The organism is Pedobacter sp. G11 (assembly GCF_003860265.1).
In the GTDB taxonomy this organism is placed as follows: domain Bacteria; phylum Bacteroidota; class Bacteroidia; order Sphingobacteriales; family Sphingobacteriaceae; genus Pedobacter; species Pedobacter agri.
The window spans coordinates 2,691,242-2,710,446 of record NZ_CP034190.1 but is presented as its reverse complement, the minus strand read 5'-3'; the positions used below and the strand labels follow the sequence as shown (position 1 = coordinate 2,710,446).

The 19,205-nt window shown below is 40.0% G+C and carries 12 protein-coding genes; all 12 read right to left on the bottom strand.

Features of this window, described 5'->3' with window-relative positions; all coding sequences use genetic code 11:
• Positions 1-2 precede the first annotated feature (2 nt).
• The 12 genes from EA772_RS11780 to EA772_RS11725 all read right to left on the bottom strand — a co-directional run bounded on the left by EA772_RS11780 (position 3) and on the right by EA772_RS11725 (position 19,056).
• A complete protein-coding gene (locus EA772_RS11780; RefSeq protein ID WP_124913424.1) occupies positions 3-980 on the bottom strand; it encodes a 2-hydroxyacid dehydrogenase in 978 nt (325 codons plus the stop codon).
• Positions 981-1,004: 24 nt separating this feature from the next.
• Positions 1,005-2,288, bottom strand: a complete 1,284-nt coding sequence (locus EA772_RS11775) for an MFS transporter (RefSeq protein ID WP_124913422.1) — start codon at positions 2,286-2,288, stop codon at positions 1,005-1,007.
• A 798-nt stretch (positions 2,289-3,086) separates the two neighbouring features.
• Positions 3,087-3,728 (bottom strand): DUF2461 family protein, encoded by a 642-nt coding sequence (locus EA772_RS11770; RefSeq protein ID WP_124913420.1) that lies wholly within the window; start codon positions 3,726-3,728, stop codon positions 3,087-3,089.
• Positions 3,729-3,816: 88 nt separating this feature from the next.
• On the bottom strand, positions 3,817-3,999 hold the full coding sequence (locus tag EA772_RS11765) for a YtxH domain-containing protein (RefSeq protein WP_246833918.1): 183 nt from the start codon (positions 3,997-3,999) through the stop codon (positions 3,817-3,819).
• Between the two features lie 190 nt (positions 4,000-4,189).
• Positions 4,190-5,221, bottom strand: coding sequence for a GntR family transcriptional regulator (locus tag EA772_RS11760; protein ID WP_124913416.1), 1,032 nt, complete (start codon positions 5,219-5,221; stop codon positions 4,190-4,192).
• Positions 5,222-5,384: 163 nt separating this feature from the next.
• Positions 5,385-6,770 (bottom strand): FGGY-family carbohydrate kinase, encoded by a 1,386-nt coding sequence (locus EA772_RS11755; RefSeq protein WP_124913414.1) that lies wholly within the window; start codon positions 6,768-6,770, stop codon positions 5,385-5,387.
• 15 nt (positions 6,771-6,785) lie between these two features.
• Positions 6,786-8,066 (bottom strand): sugar isomerase, encoded by a 1,281-nt coding sequence (locus EA772_RS11750; protein ID WP_124913412.1) that lies wholly within the window; start codon positions 8,064-8,066, stop codon positions 6,786-6,788.
• 265 nt (positions 8,067-8,331) lie between these two features.
• A complete protein-coding gene (locus EA772_RS11745; protein ID WP_124913410.1) occupies positions 8,332-10,452 on the bottom strand; it encodes a bifunctional aldolase/short-chain dehydrogenase in 2,121 nt (706 codons plus the stop codon).
• 28 nt (positions 10,453-10,480) lie between these two features.
• Positions 10,481-11,575 carry an L-rhamnose/proton symporter RhaT gene (gene rhaT / locus EA772_RS11740; protein WP_124913408.1) on the bottom strand — a complete coding sequence of 365 codons (1,095 nt, stop codon included), beginning with the start codon at positions 11,573-11,575 and terminating at the stop codon, positions 10,481-10,483.
• 73 nt (positions 11,576-11,648) lie between these two features.
• Positions 11,649-14,672 carry a glycosyl hydrolase gene (locus EA772_RS11735; RefSeq protein WP_124913406.1) on the bottom strand — a complete coding sequence of 1,008 codons (3,024 nt, stop codon included), beginning with the start codon at positions 14,670-14,672 and terminating at the stop codon, positions 11,649-11,651.
• A gap of 10 nt (positions 14,673-14,682) precedes the next feature.
• A complete protein-coding gene (locus EA772_RS11730; protein ID WP_124913404.1) occupies positions 14,683-17,424 on the bottom strand; it encodes a glycoside hydrolase family 78 protein in 2,742 nt (913 codons plus the stop codon).
• A gap of 210 nt (positions 17,425-17,634) precedes the next feature.
• Positions 17,635-19,056: an arabinose isomerase gene (locus EA772_RS11725; RefSeq protein WP_124913402.1), complete on the bottom strand. Its 1,422-nt coding sequence runs from the start codon at positions 19,054-19,056 to the stop codon at positions 17,635-17,637.
• Positions 19,057-19,205 lie beyond the last annotated feature (149 nt).

Here is a 19,205-nt window from a genome sequence, read left to right as displayed (position 1 = left end):
CGCTAATTTTTAACCTGATGATCCACCAACTTACTTTCCCTTAACCAAGTTAATAATTTGGCATTCAGAATATCAACATGATGATCTTCCACCTCATGAGTGGCACCAGCAGTATGTGGCGTAGCCAAAACTTTTGGAGAATGGATCAACAGATAATCTTTTTCATCAGGCGGCTCGTGATCAAAAACATCCAAAACCGCTCCCCTGATTTTATTATTCTGTATAGCATCAATCAGGGCATCGCGATCAACCACACTTGCTCGGGCGGTGTTCACAAAAATAGCCTCTTGTTTCATTCTGGATATTAAGTTACTGTTAATCATTCCAACAGTATGGCTATTTACAGGTAAATGTATTGATACAATATCGCTGCTTTCAAAAATATCTTCGAGTGTAGTTTTCCGGTAAAGCGGGTCAAATTCATCCAGAAATGGGTCGTAAAACTGAATATCGCATGGAAAACATTTTAGTATCTCAGCAATTCGTTGTCCTACCGCACCAAAACCCACCATCCCGATTGTTTTACCAGCCAGCTCATTTCCTTTAAACTGAAGATATGATGTATGTGCACCGGCTTCCCAATTTTCGCCAGTGAGCCATTGCCAGCTTGGGATGGTCATGCGCAAAAGATTGATGACATTGGCCACAAACATTTCGGCTACCGCCTGTGCATTTCTGGCGGGAGTATGAAACACCGGAATACCATGTTTTTCTGCGGTATGTAACGCTACATTTGATGGCGTCCCCCTACAAACGCCTATAAACTGAAGATTTGGATAACTATCAATTACTTTTTCTGTCACATGATCGTGTTCAGTAATCAAAGCATCGGCCTTACTTTCGCCGAGAAGCGTAATCAATTCAGACTCATTAAAAGAGCGGCCCTGATCCTTCCAGGTTTTGTAAATCACTTCGCCAAAATTTTTCTCCAATATTTCTCGTCCCTGATCATTATACGGAGCGGTAACTAAAATCCTCATCTATATATCTGTTATTTTTATCAATTAATTTGTTGCTATCGCCTGTAACTCCGGCTCACTCACCTGAGCCGTTTTGGCATTTAAGGGTAGAGTGATGAACCGGGTTAGTATTGCACTCAGAAAATACAGCCCCGCCAAAATCCAGACTACTCCTTCATTACCAATGGAGCCGATGAACATCCAGACAATTAGTGGTCCTACGAAAACAGCCAGGCCTGCACCCAGGTTAAGGATAGACATTGCAGCACCTTTATCTTTTTTAACCAATGATGGAACCAGCGCCGAAAGCGGAACATAACCGGCCAACATCGCTCCCCATAATACGCCACAAAACATGATCATCCAGAAACTACTGCCAAAAAGCACAGGCGAATAGAAAAATAGCAGCGTGGTAATGCCGCATCCAAAACCGCCAAACCACATGATGGTATTTCTCCAGCCCAGTTTATCGCCAACGAAACCAAAAATTAAATTAAAGGCGATGTTAGCAATAAAAATGGTTCCCCAGATTTGTACCCATTCGGTTGTACTAAAACCGTGTGTAGCCATATAGGTGGGTAGAAAAACCGGAAAAGCAAATTGCGCTGTGGTATTGATGATGCGCACAATTCCTCCTATAAGCACCTTTGGTTGTTCGACTACTACCGTTAGGCCTTTCATTAATTCTTCCGATTTGTTTACTGTCGTCGAATCAGATTTGAATTTATCTTTAACTAAGACCAGAGCGAAAAAAGCACCAATTAAAACCCAGAAAATGGAGCTCCAAAGGGTATTTAAATAACCAAGGTTTTGAATTGCCCAGCTGGAATAGTAAGCGCCAAAAACATTTAATCCACCGGTAAAAACAAACCAGAACCAACCCACGGCGGTGCCTAATTTTTTCTGAGGGCTTCTATACGTAATCCAAACTAAAAATGAATAAGCAAAGAACGGATAACCAAATCCACGGATGGCATAGGTGAGTAACATGATCACATAATCCAGCTTAGGCACCCCGTAACCTACGAAACCGGCAGTTCCTAATATGTAAAGGATCAATCCCATTAACATCGTTTTTTTCGGCCCGTAACTTTCTACCAGTACGCCCGAAAACCATGATGAGATGGCAATAGTAACTCCGTAAGCCGTAAATAGCGAAGCTGATTGCTCAATGCTCATACCACGGCCGATTAAATAAGGACTCAACCAACTGCCTTCCAGTCCGTCGCCCATCATAAAAATTAAAATACCAAGATAACCCCAGGCCAGGTTTTTAGGAATTCCTACCCGATTGAGCAGTGAATTCTGTGAATCAATTTGTACACTCATAATTTGGTTAGTAAGGTTGATTTACTGATGTTCGGTTAGCCACATCAGTTAATAAGCAATTGGTTTACGTTTAAAAACCTTTTACCAAATTAACTAAATTAAAGTTTATAAAACAAAATAAAAGTAAAAAAGAAATATTATGAAACCATTAAGTTGTTGTAATTATACTATCGTATCATAATCGCTCAAGAGTAATGAAACTCAATAGGAGTTGTTGACACCAATAGGATATTATTTGCGAAATAGGTGACGGACAATATCCATTTATTAAAAACCAAGCGGTAATCAACGTCTTGGGAATGTATCAATTTCATTTAATACTCTTGGCTATTCAAGAACCTTAGGGGTTGATACGGAAAAGCTTTTTTCGTCAACAGTATAAAAAAGTATTCCAATTTGGTTTAGTTATTGATTTTGTAACAGCTTTATTATAAATTAGATCATCACAACCAAAACTAACCAAATGGAAAAATACAATTTAATTGCCGGATGTTTTATGCTCGTAAGTAGCTTAGGTCTGCTTGTTTTTCTTTGTCGCCCGAATAAAGAAGAGGCAGAATAAATAAATGAGCCAGATAGCATGTATCCGGCTTAGCAATCAGTATCGTAATTTACGAAAATTATAAGCTAATTAATGATCTTGATTTAAACAATCTCGCTGTTCAGGTGTTGATTCATTATGGCATTTAAAGCAGCAATAATTGTAGGAATAACCATTGGATTGGTTTCATTTTTTGGAATTCGAAAAATCATTAGCGATCATCAGCTTCCGGCAGGAGGGTAAAAAGACTTGTTAATTTAGCGAAGCCCAAGTCCTTTTCGAAAAAACTCAACAAACGGTATGGCCAACGAAAAAGATGTCAGGATATCTGCAATCAGGAGGCTTCTTTCCTTACATAAGTCTAGTGGGCACCTGAGCTCATAAAAAGGTAATTTGATATAGTTTTCGCCAATAACTCCGGTTTGATAACCTTTTGGTAAAGCGCCGGCTTGAGCATCGTTCAAGACAAAACCAGCTGAATAAACTTCAGTCAAGGCTTTTTCCAGTAAATCAATGTTTTTGACAATAAAACTTCTGATAACCTGTAGTCCAAATACGTCTGGTTCAAAAAGCACACTCATATAACTTCCTTCAGGATTAATGTGAAGCCGGTAAACAGGCTCGTTTCCTCCATTCAATAACGGACTAATCGATATATTAAATAAGGTATGATAAGGAAGCTTTTTCTTGGGTTTAATAATTATCAGAGTTGATATGAACCGATTTACATCTATTTCGCAATCTAGTGCCAAATCCAATAGCGACAATTGGTCCAGAATCAGATAAGCCAGCTCAGAGACTTCGGTTTTAGCCTGTTCATACGCTCCGATATGATCCATTAACCATCCCTGATTATTATTTTCCTTTAACGCAGTTAAAAATTTAAGCGTTCTTTCCATTGAAATGAGATGGAGGTTTAGATAATAAGAGCTTAAATTGTTTCAAAAGCTGAGTCTCGAATAATTGATATTTTGTAAATCAATACCACTAAACCTGTGGTAATTTGCCGGTTTTCAAATCTTGCGATACCTCTTTTGCCTTGTCGATATATGAGGGAAGCTGCTCCTTGATTTTCTCAAAGTTTGATGTCCCCAATACATCTTTTTTGGTTAAGTATTTTATACCTTCAAATATTGCGATACCGATAATGGCGTTTTTTATAAATCCCATAGCTAATTGTTTATACATTGAACACCTCTTTTCCTGGTTTAGTTTTAGAATAAATCAGCAATCTTAATACAACTAAAATGGTAATTACAGCTAAAGCAAAATTAATGCCTTTTGTATGAAGGACATTGATTGAAAGATGTGGTCTATACCGGTGATTACAATGTCGTTCTAGCGATAATTGACAGTTGAATTAGAGAGATTTGCGAAGATTAAGATAAAATGGCACCTCGATTTTTTCAGTCTTACCATTTAATACGAACGCTGCCGCTTGAGTGCCCAGCTGGTGAAAATCTGTAGAAATGGTGGTGATCCCATTAAGAATAAATCGCTTTAAAGGCGTTTCATTATAAGAAATTAAACCCACGTCTTTTCCAATGTCAAGTTTGAGTACAATCAGCCTTTCGATTAAAGTTACCAAATCATCTTCCATCAGGTTAATAAAAACTTCTCCAGAATTGATTTCTTCTTCCTTGACATTATGAATCACTTTATGACTAAAAGCATACTGCTGGCAAAAGCGGTAAAAACCAGTTAAAATCTCCTGGGGCACATAACTCTGTTTGGGAAATATAATTTTAATGGTGTGATATTTAGAAAGCTGTTCCAGTGCCTGCTCTAAAGCTGCGTAAATATCCTGAGCAAAGTTTTCATAAGCTGCAGCAAAATTTCCCGTAATGCCGGGTAACAACTTATCCAAAATAACAAGTTTTTCCTTCGGGATGGTATTGATTACCTCGTGTGCATTTTCTCCACCTTCCAGGAAATGAGGAATAATCACAAAATGAGTATAATCGTCAATTTTAGAAGTGATCATCTTTTTAAAAAAAACAAAGTCATTGTTGTAAATGTAAAAATCGATCGCAGCGCTTTCCCCTATCGCCTTTATGAATGAATCGTAAATGATTTTTTTGTGCGTACTTAATTTGTTAAAAAGCAGGCATACCTTCAATTTTCTTGAAAAATCGGTGTTAATGATGAAGTAACCTTTGCCCGGAACTGAATCGACTACGCCAAGTTTACGAAGGTTACGATAACCTTTTTCGGCAGTATCGCGAGACATTTCCAGACTAAAACTTAGCTCATTTATCGAAGGGAGCAAACTGCCTTTCTTTAACTTACCCGATTCAATACCACTTAAAATGGCATTAGTAAGCTGTTTATACTTAGGTGTTGATGAATATTCATCAATCTGAATGTGGGATATGACGTCGTCTGCTTTCAAAATGATTCACGTGGAGATTCGAATATAAGAAAAATCTCTGTTTCAGAAGTGAAAAACAAGATCCAGAACTCGAAAAAAAACTTGGTAAACAAACCGCGGATGTCTTGGGGATCATCAGTGATTGACTCAAAGACATCCGCGGCAAAGCTTATTGAATTATATTTTAAGATTCTATTGTTCGCTGGATAGCAGAATAATATTTCAGTTGAATCATATCCGTCGGTGCAGGGTTTTCGTTCCAGGCATCGTTAATGGCAAGGGCAGTACCTATTGAAGTTGCCTGTGAAACCGACGAGGCGTAGACCTCGATATCGGGAATGGAAGTAGCCAGCAAATGCATATAAATTGCATTTTTACCAAATCCACCATCAACAAAAACCCTTTTTACGCCATTATTTAAAACGAGGTTTAAAGAATAAATCTGTTGTTTAACCAAATCAAATATTAACTGATGATAAGCCTCTTCGGCAGTTTGAAATAGATTCAGATCACGCTCGGGAAAGGCAGAAACAGCCGAAAATTCAGTTTGTGGAATTAAGTTTTCAGGTACTTTATTCGCCAGCTTCAAAATCATCGAAGGGTTGAATTTCAGGTGCTTAAACAAATAAGCCGCCCGGTCAAAGTGTTCTGCAATGCGTTTGAGCTGCACTTCGTGCTCATAGCCAGCAAAAATCCGTGAAGCTTTAATCGGTTTACCCTTATAATGCATATAACAAAGGCAATCCTGCTTCAGTTCTTCCTTTGTTAATGGTTCCTGATTAAACGGATTTAAACTAATGCACCAGGTCCCTGTCGAAATGAGAATAAACGGCGTATTAAAATTTGCCAGGTAGGGAATTAATGCCGCGGAACTATCGTGAAGCCCTACACCCACCTGGAAAGTTGCCCCGTTAAACTCGGTTTTAACACTGGAATCTGCGGGAGTAAAAGCACCGAATTTCTGATCAATTTTTTCTGAAGTTACCCAATGATGGTATTCATTTTTGTTAAAATCCCACAACTGGGTATGGCAACCAATACTGGTAATATCTGCAATCGCTTTTCCGGTGATGAGATAGCTTAGATATTGCGGCAAATGTAAAGCCCATTTTACTTTATCGAAAATAGCGGGTTTTTCGTGCTTTAAGCGGTAAAGTTGCATGCCTGAGTTTAAGCTTCCTAAAATTGGTGAGGCTGTTTCTAAAGAGATTTTTTCTTCCCCACCATATTTTGCATAAAATTCCTGCTTCAGCGTTTCGGGATATTCTTTGAGGTAATTATAGAGCGGCGTTAAAGGTTCGCCGCTTTCATCAAGATAAACAAAACTGGCCCCATAAGTTGAGAAATTAACCGCCTTAATATCGAACTCTTTCATTTGCAATACTTGTTGCAATGAATCATAAACTGATGATTTAAGACTTTCCAAATTTTCACATGGTTCACCGTCTTCATCCACCGTTTCTACGAAACGAGCAGATCGCTCGTAAACGATCTGATAATTTTCATCAATTAAAAAAAGCTTTTTGTTCGTTTTCCCAACGTCAAATATTGCAATAACCGGTTTTGGCATTTCTCTCGCTCCTATTTATAAACCTGTAGCTACAGTATTTCCTCTGTGATCAACTAAATTACTTCTAACAGCTAAATCGCGGTATAAGCCAATTGGCGATAAGGCAGCACCCGCTCTTAATCTTGCTTCGGCAACTAATGCTCTTAAATCGGTACGGAAAGTATTTTGCAAAATTTCTTGTGCGCCAGCCACATCATTGTTATCCTGAGCAGCATTAAGTGCTTTACGATCAACCAACAAAGCTTGAGCATAAGCGATCATTATCGCCTCAACCGATTGCAATAAATCTTCCAAAGGATCTTTTACATTGTGCGAGGCATCTATCATCCATCCTAAATCTTTAGCGTGATTCATCCCTTTGGCATCCATTCCTTCAACCAGTTCATTGAAAATCAAAAACAACTGATAAGGCTTAATGCTTCCTGCGGTTAAATCATCATCACCATATTTAGAATCGTTGAAGTGGAATCCACCCAGCTTTCCTTCCATTAAAAGTAAAGCTACAATTTGCTCAATGTTTGCGTTTGGCAAGTGGTGACCTAAATCAACCAATGTATAAGCTTGTTTACCTAATTTGCTGGCATAAAGCAAGGATTGACCCCAGTCTCCAACTGTAGTAGAATAGAAATTCGGCTCGAAAGCTTTATATTCTACAAACATTTTCCAGTCGCTTGGTAAAGCCGCATAAATTTCTTCTAAACTTTCTAAAGTATTTTCAAAAGCTTTGCGGAAATTAAGTTGTCCTGGAAAACATGATCCATCAGCCAACCAAACCGTTAACGCATCAGAACCCAATGCAATACCATGTTTAATTACTTCGATGTTATGCTCAATGGCTTGTTTACGTACCGCTTTGTTTACGTTTTGTAACGAGCCAAATTTATAGCTGTGTGCCAAACCTGCCTGATCCTGAAAGGTATTCGAATTCATGGCATCGAACTTTAAACCGTAACTTGATGCCAGTGTTTTTAAGCTTTCTGCATTTTGTGGGATATCCCATGGAATATGAAGCGAGATGGCACCACTTGCACCGTTTAAGGCATGTAGTAAACCTACATCTTCAATTTTTTCTTCTATGTTACGCGGCTCACCGCCTGTAATGGCAAAACGTCCGAAACGTGTTCCTCCTGTTCCTAAAGCCCAAGATGGAATCGCAATTTGAAAATCAACCAGTTTTTGGATTACGCTTTCCAAATCAACGTGCGACCAATCTTCTTTTAAAAAATTAAGTTTGCGTTGATGGGCGGTTAAAAGGGAGTCGTTGTGTTTTTCAATTTGGTTCTGCTCGATATTCATGAGAATACTTGGTTTGTTAGGTTAATAAATAAAGCGAAGATTCGCCTTGTTCTAATCATCGTAAAACGATGAGGATTATTTAAAGTCATTTCCAGTCTGTGGCAAGCCACAGACCGAGAGAACAACTTACTAAAACTAAATTTTAAAATTTAAGACCTTTCATTGCAAATGGAACGCAATTCGTAATCATTACCAGCCTCAGCTATCTCCATTAACTTTATTCAAAGAGATGACCTCGTACCTCGCAATGACGGTCGTAAACTTATTATCTTGAAAATGCCATGGCAACGCCGCCATCAACATTTAGCATATTTCCAGTTGATTTGCTTAACAAACCGCCAACAAAGGCGAAACATGCATTGGCAATATCATCGGGTAAAATAATTTGGTTCAACAAAGTACGCTTTGCATAATAAGCAGGCAATTCGGCGACAGTGATACCGTAAGCTTTCGCCCGGCCTTCAGCCCATCCACCAGCCCAGATATTGCTATCGCTGATTACTGCATCTGGGTTTACCACATTTACACGAATATTATCAGCGCCCAGTTCCGCAGCATTTAACCTGCTTAAATGAAGTTGTGCTGCTTTCGCGCTACCGTAACCTGCGTTGTTTGGTCCACTTACCAATGAGTTCTTACTCACAATATTAATGATATCGCCACCAATATCTTGCTTTTGCATCGTTTTTGTTGCAGCCTGGGTAATGAAGAACTGACCTTTAACTAAAACATCGTACAATAAATCCCAATCTTTTTCCGTGTGATCGCCAATGGTTTTTGAAATTGATAATCCAGCATTATTTACGATGATATCTACTCCACCGAAAGCCAATGCTGCAGCATCAAAAGCGCCATCAATATCTTCCTGAGAAGTTACATTCAATACTGCAGTAGCGTAAGAATCTTTGCCAAATTGTTTTTCAAAGTCAGCACCCGCTTCAGCTAAACGCTCCGCATTCATGTCGTTTAAAATCACTACGCCTCCTTCTGCAACAAACTTCTTCGCAATGGCTTTACCAATACCACCAGCACTGCCGGTAATCAAAGCGATTTTTCCGGTAAGTGGTTTTGGTTTAGGCATACGTTGTAATTTTGCTTCCTCCAATAACCAGTATTCAATGTTGAAAGCTTCCTGATGCGGCAAAGAGGTATATTCTGAAATCGCTTCAGCGCCTTTCATCACATTAATCGCATTGATATAAAATTCAGCTGCTACTCTGGCGGTTTGTTTATCTTTCGAAAAAGTGAACATGCCAATTCCAGGATATAAAATCACCACTGGATTTGTATCACGAATAGCCGGGCTATTATCGTGTTTGCAAGTTTCGTAATAATCGGTATACATGGCTCTGTATGCCTCAAATGCAGGTAATAGCGTTTCTTTTATCGCTTTTGTATCAGATAAATCAGCATCTGCTTTCAAATCTAAAACCAAAGGACTGATTTTGGTTCTCAAAAAGTGATCAGGACAGCTGGTTCCCATCGGAGCCAAACGAGAAAGATCATTGGAGTTAGTGAATTCTAAAACACGGGCATCATCAGTAAAATGACCAATCATGTGTTGTTTAGATGAACATAAACCTCGTAAAATCGGTGCTAGTGTGGCAGCTTGTTTTTTACGCGTCCCAGCCTCAGCGCTTTCAATTTTTTGTCCGCCAAACACAGGACCTTTCTTGCCGTAATTCTGTGTTAGATATTCAGAACAGATTTCAATTACATCAAGGGTATTTAAATAACTTTCGTAAGCAGTATCACCCCAGGTGAATAAACCATGAGAACCCAACATAATTCCACGGATACCTGGATTTTCATCCAAACATTTTTTCAATGTCAATCCCAGTTCAAAACCTGGTTTTTTCCATTCTACCCATCCAATGGTTCCACCAAATAACTCTTCAGTGATTTTTTTTCCATCTTTTGCGGCCGCGATTGCAATCGCTGCATCAGGGTGTAAGTGATCGATATGTGCGAAAGGCAAAAATCCGTGTAGTGGTGTGTCAATTGACGGTGCTTTTGAACTTAAATCAAAAATGCAGTGGTTGAATAACTCCACCATTTCATCTTCATGTTCTACACCACGGTAAATATTTTTTAAGCTGCGTAAACGATCTACATAAAGCGCTGCAAGACCACTTTTTTTCAAGGTTCCCAAGTCTCCGCCTGATCCTTTAACCCACATCACTTCGGTTTCCGATCCTGTTAAAGGATCTTTTTCCAGTAATTTACATGAAGTGTTTCCACCACCATAATTGGTTAGGCGTAAATCGGCGCCTAGTAAATTAGAGCGGTAAATTAACAATGCAACTTCATCTCCAGCTAGCTTTGCGGCTTCCTCTTCATCCCACAAATAGCTTACATGCTTATAATTTTTCGTTTCGATTGACATTATAGTATTTTGATTTTTTTTATATGATTTAACCTTTAAGTGAATTACCGTAACCTACAATTAATACGGATGCGATGATGGTTAGAATACCAACTAATACGGTAATTAATGTTTTCCTGGAAACGCCTTTCCATTCTTTTAAAACCAGCCCCCAGACGTTGGCAATTAAGATGATGAAGGCCATGTGCAATATCCATGAACTGGCGCCATTACCCATTTTGCTCTCTCCCATTCCATAAAAAAAGAATTGCAGAAACCACGTTGTTCCGGCTAATGCTGAAAAGATATAGTTTTTTAGAAGTGGTGTTTGCTTATTGGTATAGTCTCCGAATGTTTTGTTTCGGGCGTTTAGGATCATACACCAGATAAAGTTGGTCGTTAATCCTCCCCATAATACAATGATATAAGTTACATTATTAGAAAATAGAAAATTTCCGGTTTCAGCGGGATTTGCTGCTTTCCAGATGGAGTTCGCGGCATCGGCCATTGGCTTGCCGGCTTCGATACCAAAGTTAAAACAAGCACTTAATACCCCCGATACGATGCCTACAAATAAACCTAGACCAAATTTAAACTCAGTTTTCACTTCCAGTCCATGTGGATCGGTAACGCCAGTATTAATTTCCTTTTCTTTCATCATCCCGGCTTTTCCGCAAATGATAATTCCTAACACACAAACCAAAAGTCCCAGCATCACCATTCTTCCCCAATCGGTGTTTAAAAACATGGTAAAAGTATCTTTGCCTTCCTGAGGGAAAACATCAAAATAAATAGATGGCAAAATAGAACCCAAAACCATACAAAGGCCTAAAATGATACTGCTCCCTAGTGATACGCCCAGATAGCGAACACCTAAACCATAGGTTAAACCTCCTATGCCCCAAAGGATACCAAAAAAGTAAGTTAAGGTTAGAATCTGACCACTGGTGGTAGAAATGATATCAGTAAAATTAGGAATGGTTAAGTAAGCTGCTAAAGGTGGAACAATTAACCAGGAGAAAATACCGCCCACGATCCAATAACTCTCCCAGGCCCAACCCTTTACTTTTTTATATGGAATGTAGAAACTTCCCGACGCGAAACCGCCGATGAAGTGAAAAATAACGCCTAAAAATGCCTGCATGCTCTGATGATTAAAATATTTGGTTGGTCTAAAATAGAGATAGCCTAATGCTTAACTGTTATGAACTGTTATGTTACTCGATCATGATCTGAACTGGTCCGATCAAGCCTGAAGGCAGCAATGGATCTGTCTTTTTAAATACGATATTGGTGTTGGTTAAACGCTTTTCTTTAGGCAATGCGGCATCTCCAATCAACCTGTTAGGCCATTGGTTAATGATTTCGATTTCCAGTTTGTTCTCGCCTGATTTTACGCTATTGCCAATATCTACCCGCCAAGGACTGGTCCATATTGTACCTAAATTTTTACCATTTAGCTTCACCGATGCGATGTTCTTAACTACGCCCAAATCTAAAAACATACGTTTACCTTTAGCCGGCAAACTGCAGGTAAAGCTTTTACGATAAACCGCTTTACCGGAATAAAACCTGATTCCCTCATCACTGTGCTTGCTCCAATCAATCAGTTCGTCAAAAATAATTTTGTTCGGACCTCCCCACTTAGGATTGAAATTCACTTCCCATGCGCCCGTTAAAATTTGCTTCTGAGTAAATACCGGAAACAGGGTTTTGCTTTGAGCAGGCATTGTTGTTTTCGCCTTCGGAAAAATAACAAAGTAAGATTGAAACCGGGCAAACTGAAGATCGATCGTTATCCGGCTTCCACTTTTTTTAAATGGAACAGCTTTAATGATTTCTCCGGTAACCGCATCCCAAAGTTGTGGCTGCCCGTTTACCCTAAAAGTACAACTGGAGTTTACTGCATGATCCAACCGGTTGGTGATGAAATAAATATCTTCACTGGCAGTTTTCCGGTGAATAAAATCTATAAAATTTTCCTTTCCTAAATACTCAAAATCTGGAAGTATGCCATCATTAAACAACACAGTACGAACATTTTCATTATAAAAAACCCGCCCACTGCCAAGGTGATTCAGCTTGATTGATTTCCCATTGGCCTTACCCCAAAGTAAATTTGCTTTGGATTTGATGTACTGATCACAGGCTGGATAATTACCAAGGCCAGGCGACTTTTGAGGTTTAGGACCAATGATCGTTGCTCCCGCTTTTACCAGTTCTTCGAGTTTTGCGATTACCTTTTCGGGCATACGTTCATCATCGGCAAGTACCAAGACCCGGTAAGCCATACCATCTGGCAGCACAATTAATTTATTCTTAACCGATAAACGGGTTAATAAAACCTCTTCATTGCAAACATCATAATCATAGCCTTTGCCAAGGCTTGGCGGCACGTGTTTAGGCAACACAATATTTGGCGCAGCATCTCCATTGTAAAAAAGAACATCGGCTACAAATTTACCGGCTCTGAGCAAATGCTGACACCTTGATATATAGGTAAGAAAGGCTGAAGATTTTTCCCACCAGGTAACGTTGGGATTGAAATGTGTTCCGGCGCCATATTCAAAGCCTGGCAAACCGTCTTCCGGCCTGGAGGCTGTAGTGGTATGAATGACTACCCGATTGATTCCTTCGCAAAAGGCCCGGTCTAAAGCTTGTTTTAAATGCTCGGGTGCATCTTTCCAATGCCTGAAAGAAGTAAAGGATTCAGCTGAAGCTGTTTTTCGGCCGTAAATATGAGCGGCAGAGGCAACCATTTTGGTCACCTTATTTTGTCCGTACTCTAACCTTGAAACGCCATAAGGCTGGTCATCATCCAAACCGCCTGGCTCATCATGTTTGGCACCCAACCAAAATTCACCCATCGGCTGATCACTTCTGCCCAGATTTTTTAAGGCATCCATACACATGGTTCCCGATCGGCTAGGACCGGCAGATTCATTTTGAACTTTTAAACCATTTTCGTGGCACAACTCGGCAAATCTTTTGTAGTGCCCATTCGCCATACAATCAGCAACTGTTTTGCGGTAATCATGCAAAAAACGATCAGAAATTTCGGCGCTCCCAATAATAAAACCGGCCAGTACAGGAAAATAAGGCTGGGGGTCATAGCCACAAAAGGCTTTGAATTTATCAATGATTTTGGGTGTCCAGTTTGGAAAGCCATCCTCAAAACTATCGTCGCAGAAATATTTTAGCGCTTTAGAATTTGCTTTTGCGTCCTCTTCTAAAAGTACCTTCCCCAGGTTTTCAAATTGAATCTCTACTCCTCTGTGGTCTAGCCAGTCAATAGATAATCCATCAGCTTCTGGCTGGGCAATCATAAGTTTCGAACCAGTCATCCTGTGCCCGGTCCGAACGATGGTCCAATCACCTGCTGGTACTTCCCAATTCAAAGTTCCGTCTAAACCCACTTTGTCCGTGAGGTTAATTACTTGTTTAGTATCAATGGGCTGATCACCAGGCTGATTTTCCCAGGCGAACAGGGTTGGTCCCATTACATCGTTTGCTTTGGCGAAATTGCTGGCATCCTTTCGATTTGTTTTAGCCGAAAAAACGGCCTGCCGGGAACCTGATATTTTGGCTTGATCGCCATTTGGCTTTAAAATGGCTACAACTGAAGTATCCTGATAATCGAGTTGATCCAAAGGCAGATCAATATAATCTTTGTAACCCGGCGGATTAAAAACATGTTTATAGCCATCTCTTCCACCTGGAAGCGGTAGTTTTCCTGAAAAATTTTGAGGTCCTTTTAAATTTAATGTTGACTGCAAAAACCACCTGCCTGCATTTTCAGGTTTAATCCACGGGCCGCCCATGCACCATCCCGAACTTAGGTTTACGCCCACCTCAATGCCCAACCTGTCGGCTTCTTTGAGCGCATGGCGATAAAGCGCTTTCCAGCCTGAGGATAAAAATTTCTCCCCTTGCGGATAGGGAACTCCGCCCAAACCGCCGGCAGAATTCACAAGTAAGACATTTCCAATTCCTTTATCTTTGAATTCTTCCAAATCTCGGGTGATACTTGCCTTATTTACCAATCCGTTAAACCACCACCAATAGCCACCTGCCCGGGTTTCATCCGGAGGAGACAAAAAAGCATTTTCAAGTGATGTTAAACTATCTGCGGCAGAATTAGAATCCAATAATTCAGCGGCATTTACTGAACTTAAAATGGCAATATTGGCAGCCGTTAAACTGCTCAACTGTATAAATTTTCGTCGGTCGATCGGTTTCATCAAAAAGAAATTAGCGGCTCGTTTTATTAAGGGTATATTCGAAATGGTATTTGCCAGATCCAAGCTCAAAAGACTTGTTTTTAGATGGCGATTTAAGCTTTTTAAGATATTTCAATCCATCGGCTTCATTTCCTCCTTCCATTATTGCTGCATTTTCTGATGCTGGTAGCATTACGGTTGCGGTGGTATTTGCAGGAATGCTGACATCCAGGGTGAATTTATCGCCATTGGTTTTCCAGGCGGATGAAATTTCGCCATACAAACTTTCAAATTTTGCTGAAGCATGTTTAAAATCGCCCCCTGGTTGAGGCGCAATTAAAATCTTTTTATATCCCGGGCTTTTCGGATCAATGTTGATTCCGGCTACGGTTTTATACATCCAATCTCCGATAGCGCCATAGGCATAGTGGTTAAAAGAGTTCATGGAAGTGGCCTGAAAGCTGCCATCTGGTTTGATTCCATCCCAACGCTCCCAAATGGTGGTGGCGCCTTTCTTTACAGGGTATAACCAGGATGGATAAGTTTCCTGCAAAAGCAGTTTATAGGCCACATCAGTATAACCAAAACGCGTTAGCACATGGCAGAGGTAAGGTGTACCCAAAAAGCCCGTAGTGAGGTGGTTTTTATAGGATGCTACATTTTCCGCTAGCCTTGCCGCAGCCTGACTTCTTAAATCTTCTGGAAGCATATCAAAATTCAGTGCTAACACATAGGCTGTTTGCGAGCTCGACACGAGCCTGCCTGAAGGCGTTACATATTCCCGCATAAAAGCATTTTTGATGTCTTTTAAGCGTGATTCATAAATGCTAACCTCATCATTTTTACCCAGTGCCCTGGCTGCATCAATCACATTCTGTGTGGAAGCGGCGTAAAAAATCTGGGCGATTAAAAACTTATCGGTTAACGCTGCTTTACCATCGCGGTCATCTGCCATGGTGTAAAACAGCCAATCGCCGTAATGCGGACCACTGTTCCATAAATTCTCTTTGCTGATACTTTTGATATAACCGACCCAAGCCTTCATACTATTGAATTGCCTTGCCAGTAAATCTTTATCGCCGTAAGCCTGATAATAGTTGTAGGGAATAATGGTGGCCACATCTCCCCAGCCAGCAGATCCAGCATTTGCCTTAGCCCTGCAATCGGGAATGACTACCGGAACATTTCCATTATCATGCTGATCAACAGATAAATCCAGCAACCATTTAGAAAAGAATCCAGATACATCCATGTTAAAAGCCGCGGTATTGAAAAAGACCTGAGCATCGCCCGTCCAGCCCAAACGCTCATCCCGCTGCGGGCAATCAGTGGGCACATCTAAAAAGTTTCCTTTTTGCCCCCATTGAATGTTGCTTTGCAGCTGATTAATCAGCGGATTGGAGGAGGTAAATTCGCCCGTAGGCTTCATATCCGAATAAATGGCAATTCCTGTTAAATCATCTTTATCCATCGGGGTTTTATAGCCCGAAATTTTAACGTAACGAAAACCCTGAAAAGTAAAATGTGGTTCAAGAATATCTTCTTTTCCACCTGTTAAAATATATTTATTTTCCTGTTTGGCTGCACGAAGATTATCGGTATAAAAGTTCCCCTGCTGATCGAGCACTTCGGCATGGTTAATGGTAACGGTATCTCCTTTGTTTCCATGTAATTTCAATTTCACCCAGCCCACCATGTTCTGACCGAAATCTGCAACCATTTCCCCTTTTGGAGTTTTAAATATTTTAACAGGCGATATGTTTTCGTGTTTGCTCACCGCCGGCCCAACAGGTGCAACCAGGTTATCCTTACTATAATCTGCTACCTTTACCGTTTTCCAGGAAGAGGATTTTAAGTTCGTAGCAGTTTTTACCAAAAGCGCATTAAAGGTTTCTCCGTTGTAGATATCTGATTTTTTAACCGGCCCGTCAAACGATACTTTCCAGCTGCCATCTGAATTGATTGTAGTTACCGATCCATCTGCATGAATAACTTCAAGCTGATAAAGTAAGCCTACCTCCTTGCCATAAGTATTTCTTTTGCCCTTAAATTCAAGATTTCCCCTGTACCAACCATCGCCTACTGTAACGAAAGTCTCATTATTTCCTGATTTTAAAAGCGAGGTGACATCGTATGTTTGATATTGAAGTCGTTTGTGATAACTGGTCCAGCCGGGTGTAAAATATTGATCGCCTACGCGTTTACCATTGATCGTGGCTTCGTACAAACCATGTGAGGTAATATAAAGTCTGGCTGATTTGATGTTTTTTATCACTTCAAACTGCCTGGCAAATATGGGTGCTGGGCCTACTTTACCATCCGTAGCCATCGCACTTTCTATCCAGTCTGCCGTCCAATTTGTATTGTTAAGCATGCCTGTTTCAAAGAACTGAACTTCGCTCCAGGCAGAACTGTTTTTCTTTTCGTCGGTAATTTTCACCTGCCAGAAATAGCGTTGCCTGTCTTTCAGTTTGGGTCCGTTATAAACCACATGTGTCGACTGATCGCTATTAACCTTTCCCGTATTCCAAATTAGATTCTTATTATTTAACAGATCGTTTTGCGAATGAGCCAGTTTTATTTCATAAGATTTTTGCATCGTTTGCCTTAAATCAGTTTTGATTTTCCATCCGAACCTGATTCCGGCAGTATCGATACCGATAGGGTTCGACTGGTAATTCAACGTCAACCCAGATAAACTCAAGCTCTGAGCAAATGTAAAAATCGCAGCAAATTGAAATAAGAAAAATAGTAGGCTCTTTTTCGTTCTCATAAAGATTAGTTTGTAATAAACTTCAGTTAGATTTCAGAAACAGATGTTTAATTTTTGAAAAAAATCATCGATTTCTGGGGTATTTGGTTAACTAAAGATAGTATTCTAAATATGAAAATCTTATAGGAAGCCTAATGTATCTGAAATTTTATACAACATTATGAAATAAAATTAAACTTAATGTTAAATAAAATTAAAGTTTATCATTCATTAGCAAATGTGGATCACCTCTATGTTTAGCAGTTTCGCAAGCTTTTTGACTTTACTGCTAATATGGCCTAGCCCAACGGCACAGTGATGCGCAGGGCCAGCGTTGTTCCACTCTTCAACAAATTTTCTTGCACCGATGTCAAACCGGTATCTGCTATTTGTATTCCCAATTTCAAGAATCGGACCGGCTACTGATTCACCTTCAGCGACCAGAAAAAATATTTTCCCCTTATTTTCAACAACAGAAAGCAATGTTACTGCGCCATGTTTTACCGACATTTCTACTGAAAGGCCGCTGCCCACCTTGCCATGGTAAACCTGTAATGGTTTTACTTTTATTTTTCCTTCGGCAATACCCAAATGCCCCGGACCATCGTGCCCCATCAACACCACATCATCATCAAAATCTAAAGCATAATATTCCGTAAATGAACCGCCGGCACCAAAACCATCCATAATTTTCATAGCCTGTGCATTTTTAATTTCATATTCTCCTGCAACAGGCACCCCGCCGGCAGTTAAAAGTGAATTTCCTAAAATGATGGAACTCATCGTTTCGCCATTAGCATTTCCAGTACCCTTGTGGTAATAAGCCATTGATCCAAGGCCATATCGCTTAACCAATTGATCAAGCGCAACTGAAGTTCTGGCTGCTTTCTCTAACTCACTTTCTTCACAAGCAGGATCTATTTCAAACACAGTTTTGAATTCATTCAGTTTATCATCGATTTGCTGACTGGAAACACTTTCAGCCAAAGCGGTAAGCTCATCAGGTTCGATAATTTCAACATGGTTTCCAAAAACAGCACATTGTAGGGTGATGTCTGAATAGATATCAAGCATTCCACTGTAATAATTGCCCATCAAACCCAAGCTATTATGACTCATCATATTCGCAACCTTTGCCGCTTCTACCCATTGTTCAATTTCTTGCCAGGTTTGCTGATCATTTAGGGTTCCGGTAACCTGCTCGAAAGGAATATCAGCCCGTTTAAAAACATTTGCAATTTCAGGCACCGGGCAAGCAGCGCAAAATGCCAGCCATTCGCCAGTCATTTTGGTGCGATCGTTCAGTCTATTGAAATTATGATAATCGATAGCAGCTTTTGGAGATAGATTTAATATGATTACCGGAACCTTTGCCCGTCTCACTACGGGCAGCACTGTTGAAGAAAGTGCGTAAGTGGTAACGTATAGAAAAATAATATCCACATCCCCTTTTCTAAAATCATGCCCCGCCGTGAATGCTTTTTCTGCATTGTCAATCAAGCCCAAATTCAGCACTTCTGCACCATAGTTGTTCAGTTTTCCTGCCACCTGATCAAGATAACCGATCAGGCGATTTTCCAACCCTTCAAATTGCGGCCAATAAGTATCAAGGCCGATACCGAACAAGCCGACCTTCAAATTATGTTTTGTCATATACCTAAATTATGTAAAGCATTTAATAACAAGTTCATGGAAATTACTTTTTTGCTTTGCAACCGTGTAAAATCTTTATTGCGGAACATTTAACCTGACTCGTATTTAAATTGTCAGACCGTCCAAACCTTATCTATCTTTTCAAGGTA

What these genes read in the sequence shown, in the direction of transcription:
- EA772_RS11735 (WP_124913406.1), bottom strand. Translation starts at nt 14,672, where the DNA reads ATGAAACCGATCGACCGACGAAAATTTATACAGTTGAGCAGTTTAACG.
- EA772_RS11780 (WP_124913424.1), bottom strand. Translation starts at nt 980, where the DNA reads ATGAGGATTTTAGTTACCGCTCCGTATAATGATCAGGGACGAGAAATA.
- EA772_RS11755 (WP_124913414.1), bottom strand. Translation starts at nt 6,770, where the DNA reads ATGCCAAAACCGGTTATTGCAATATTTGACGTTGGGAAAACGAACAAA.
- EA772_RS11770 (WP_124913420.1), bottom strand. Translation starts at nt 3,728, where the DNA reads ATGGAAAGAACGCTTAAATTTTTAACTGCGTTAAAGGAAAATAATAAT.
- EA772_RS11750 (WP_124913412.1), bottom strand. Translation starts at nt 8,066, where the DNA reads ATGAATATCGAGCAGAACCAAATTGAAAAACACAACGACTCCCTTTTA.
- EA772_RS11745 (WP_124913410.1), bottom strand. Translation starts at nt 10,452, where the DNA reads ATGTCAATCGAAACGAAAAATTATAAGCATGTAAGCTATTTGTGGGAT.
- EA772_RS11725 (WP_124913402.1), bottom strand. Translation starts at nt 19,056, where the DNA reads ATGACAAAACATAATTTGAAGGTCGGCTTGTTCGGTATCGGCCTTGAT.
- rhaT (WP_124913408.1), bottom strand. Translation starts at nt 11,575, where the DNA reads ATGCAGGCATTTTTAGGCGTTATTTTTCACTTCATCGGCGGTTTCGCG.
- EA772_RS11775 (WP_124913422.1), bottom strand. Translation starts at nt 2,288, where the DNA reads ATGAGTGTACAAATTGATTCACAGAATTCACTGCTCAATCGGGTAGGA.
- EA772_RS11730 (WP_124913404.1), bottom strand. Translation starts at nt 17,424, where the DNA reads ATGAGAACGAAAAAGAGCCTACTATTTTTCTTATTTCAATTTGCTGCG.
- EA772_RS11765 (WP_246833918.1), bottom strand. Translation starts at nt 3,999, where the DNA reads ATGGGATTTATAAAAAACGCCATTATCGGTATCGCAATATTTGAAGGT.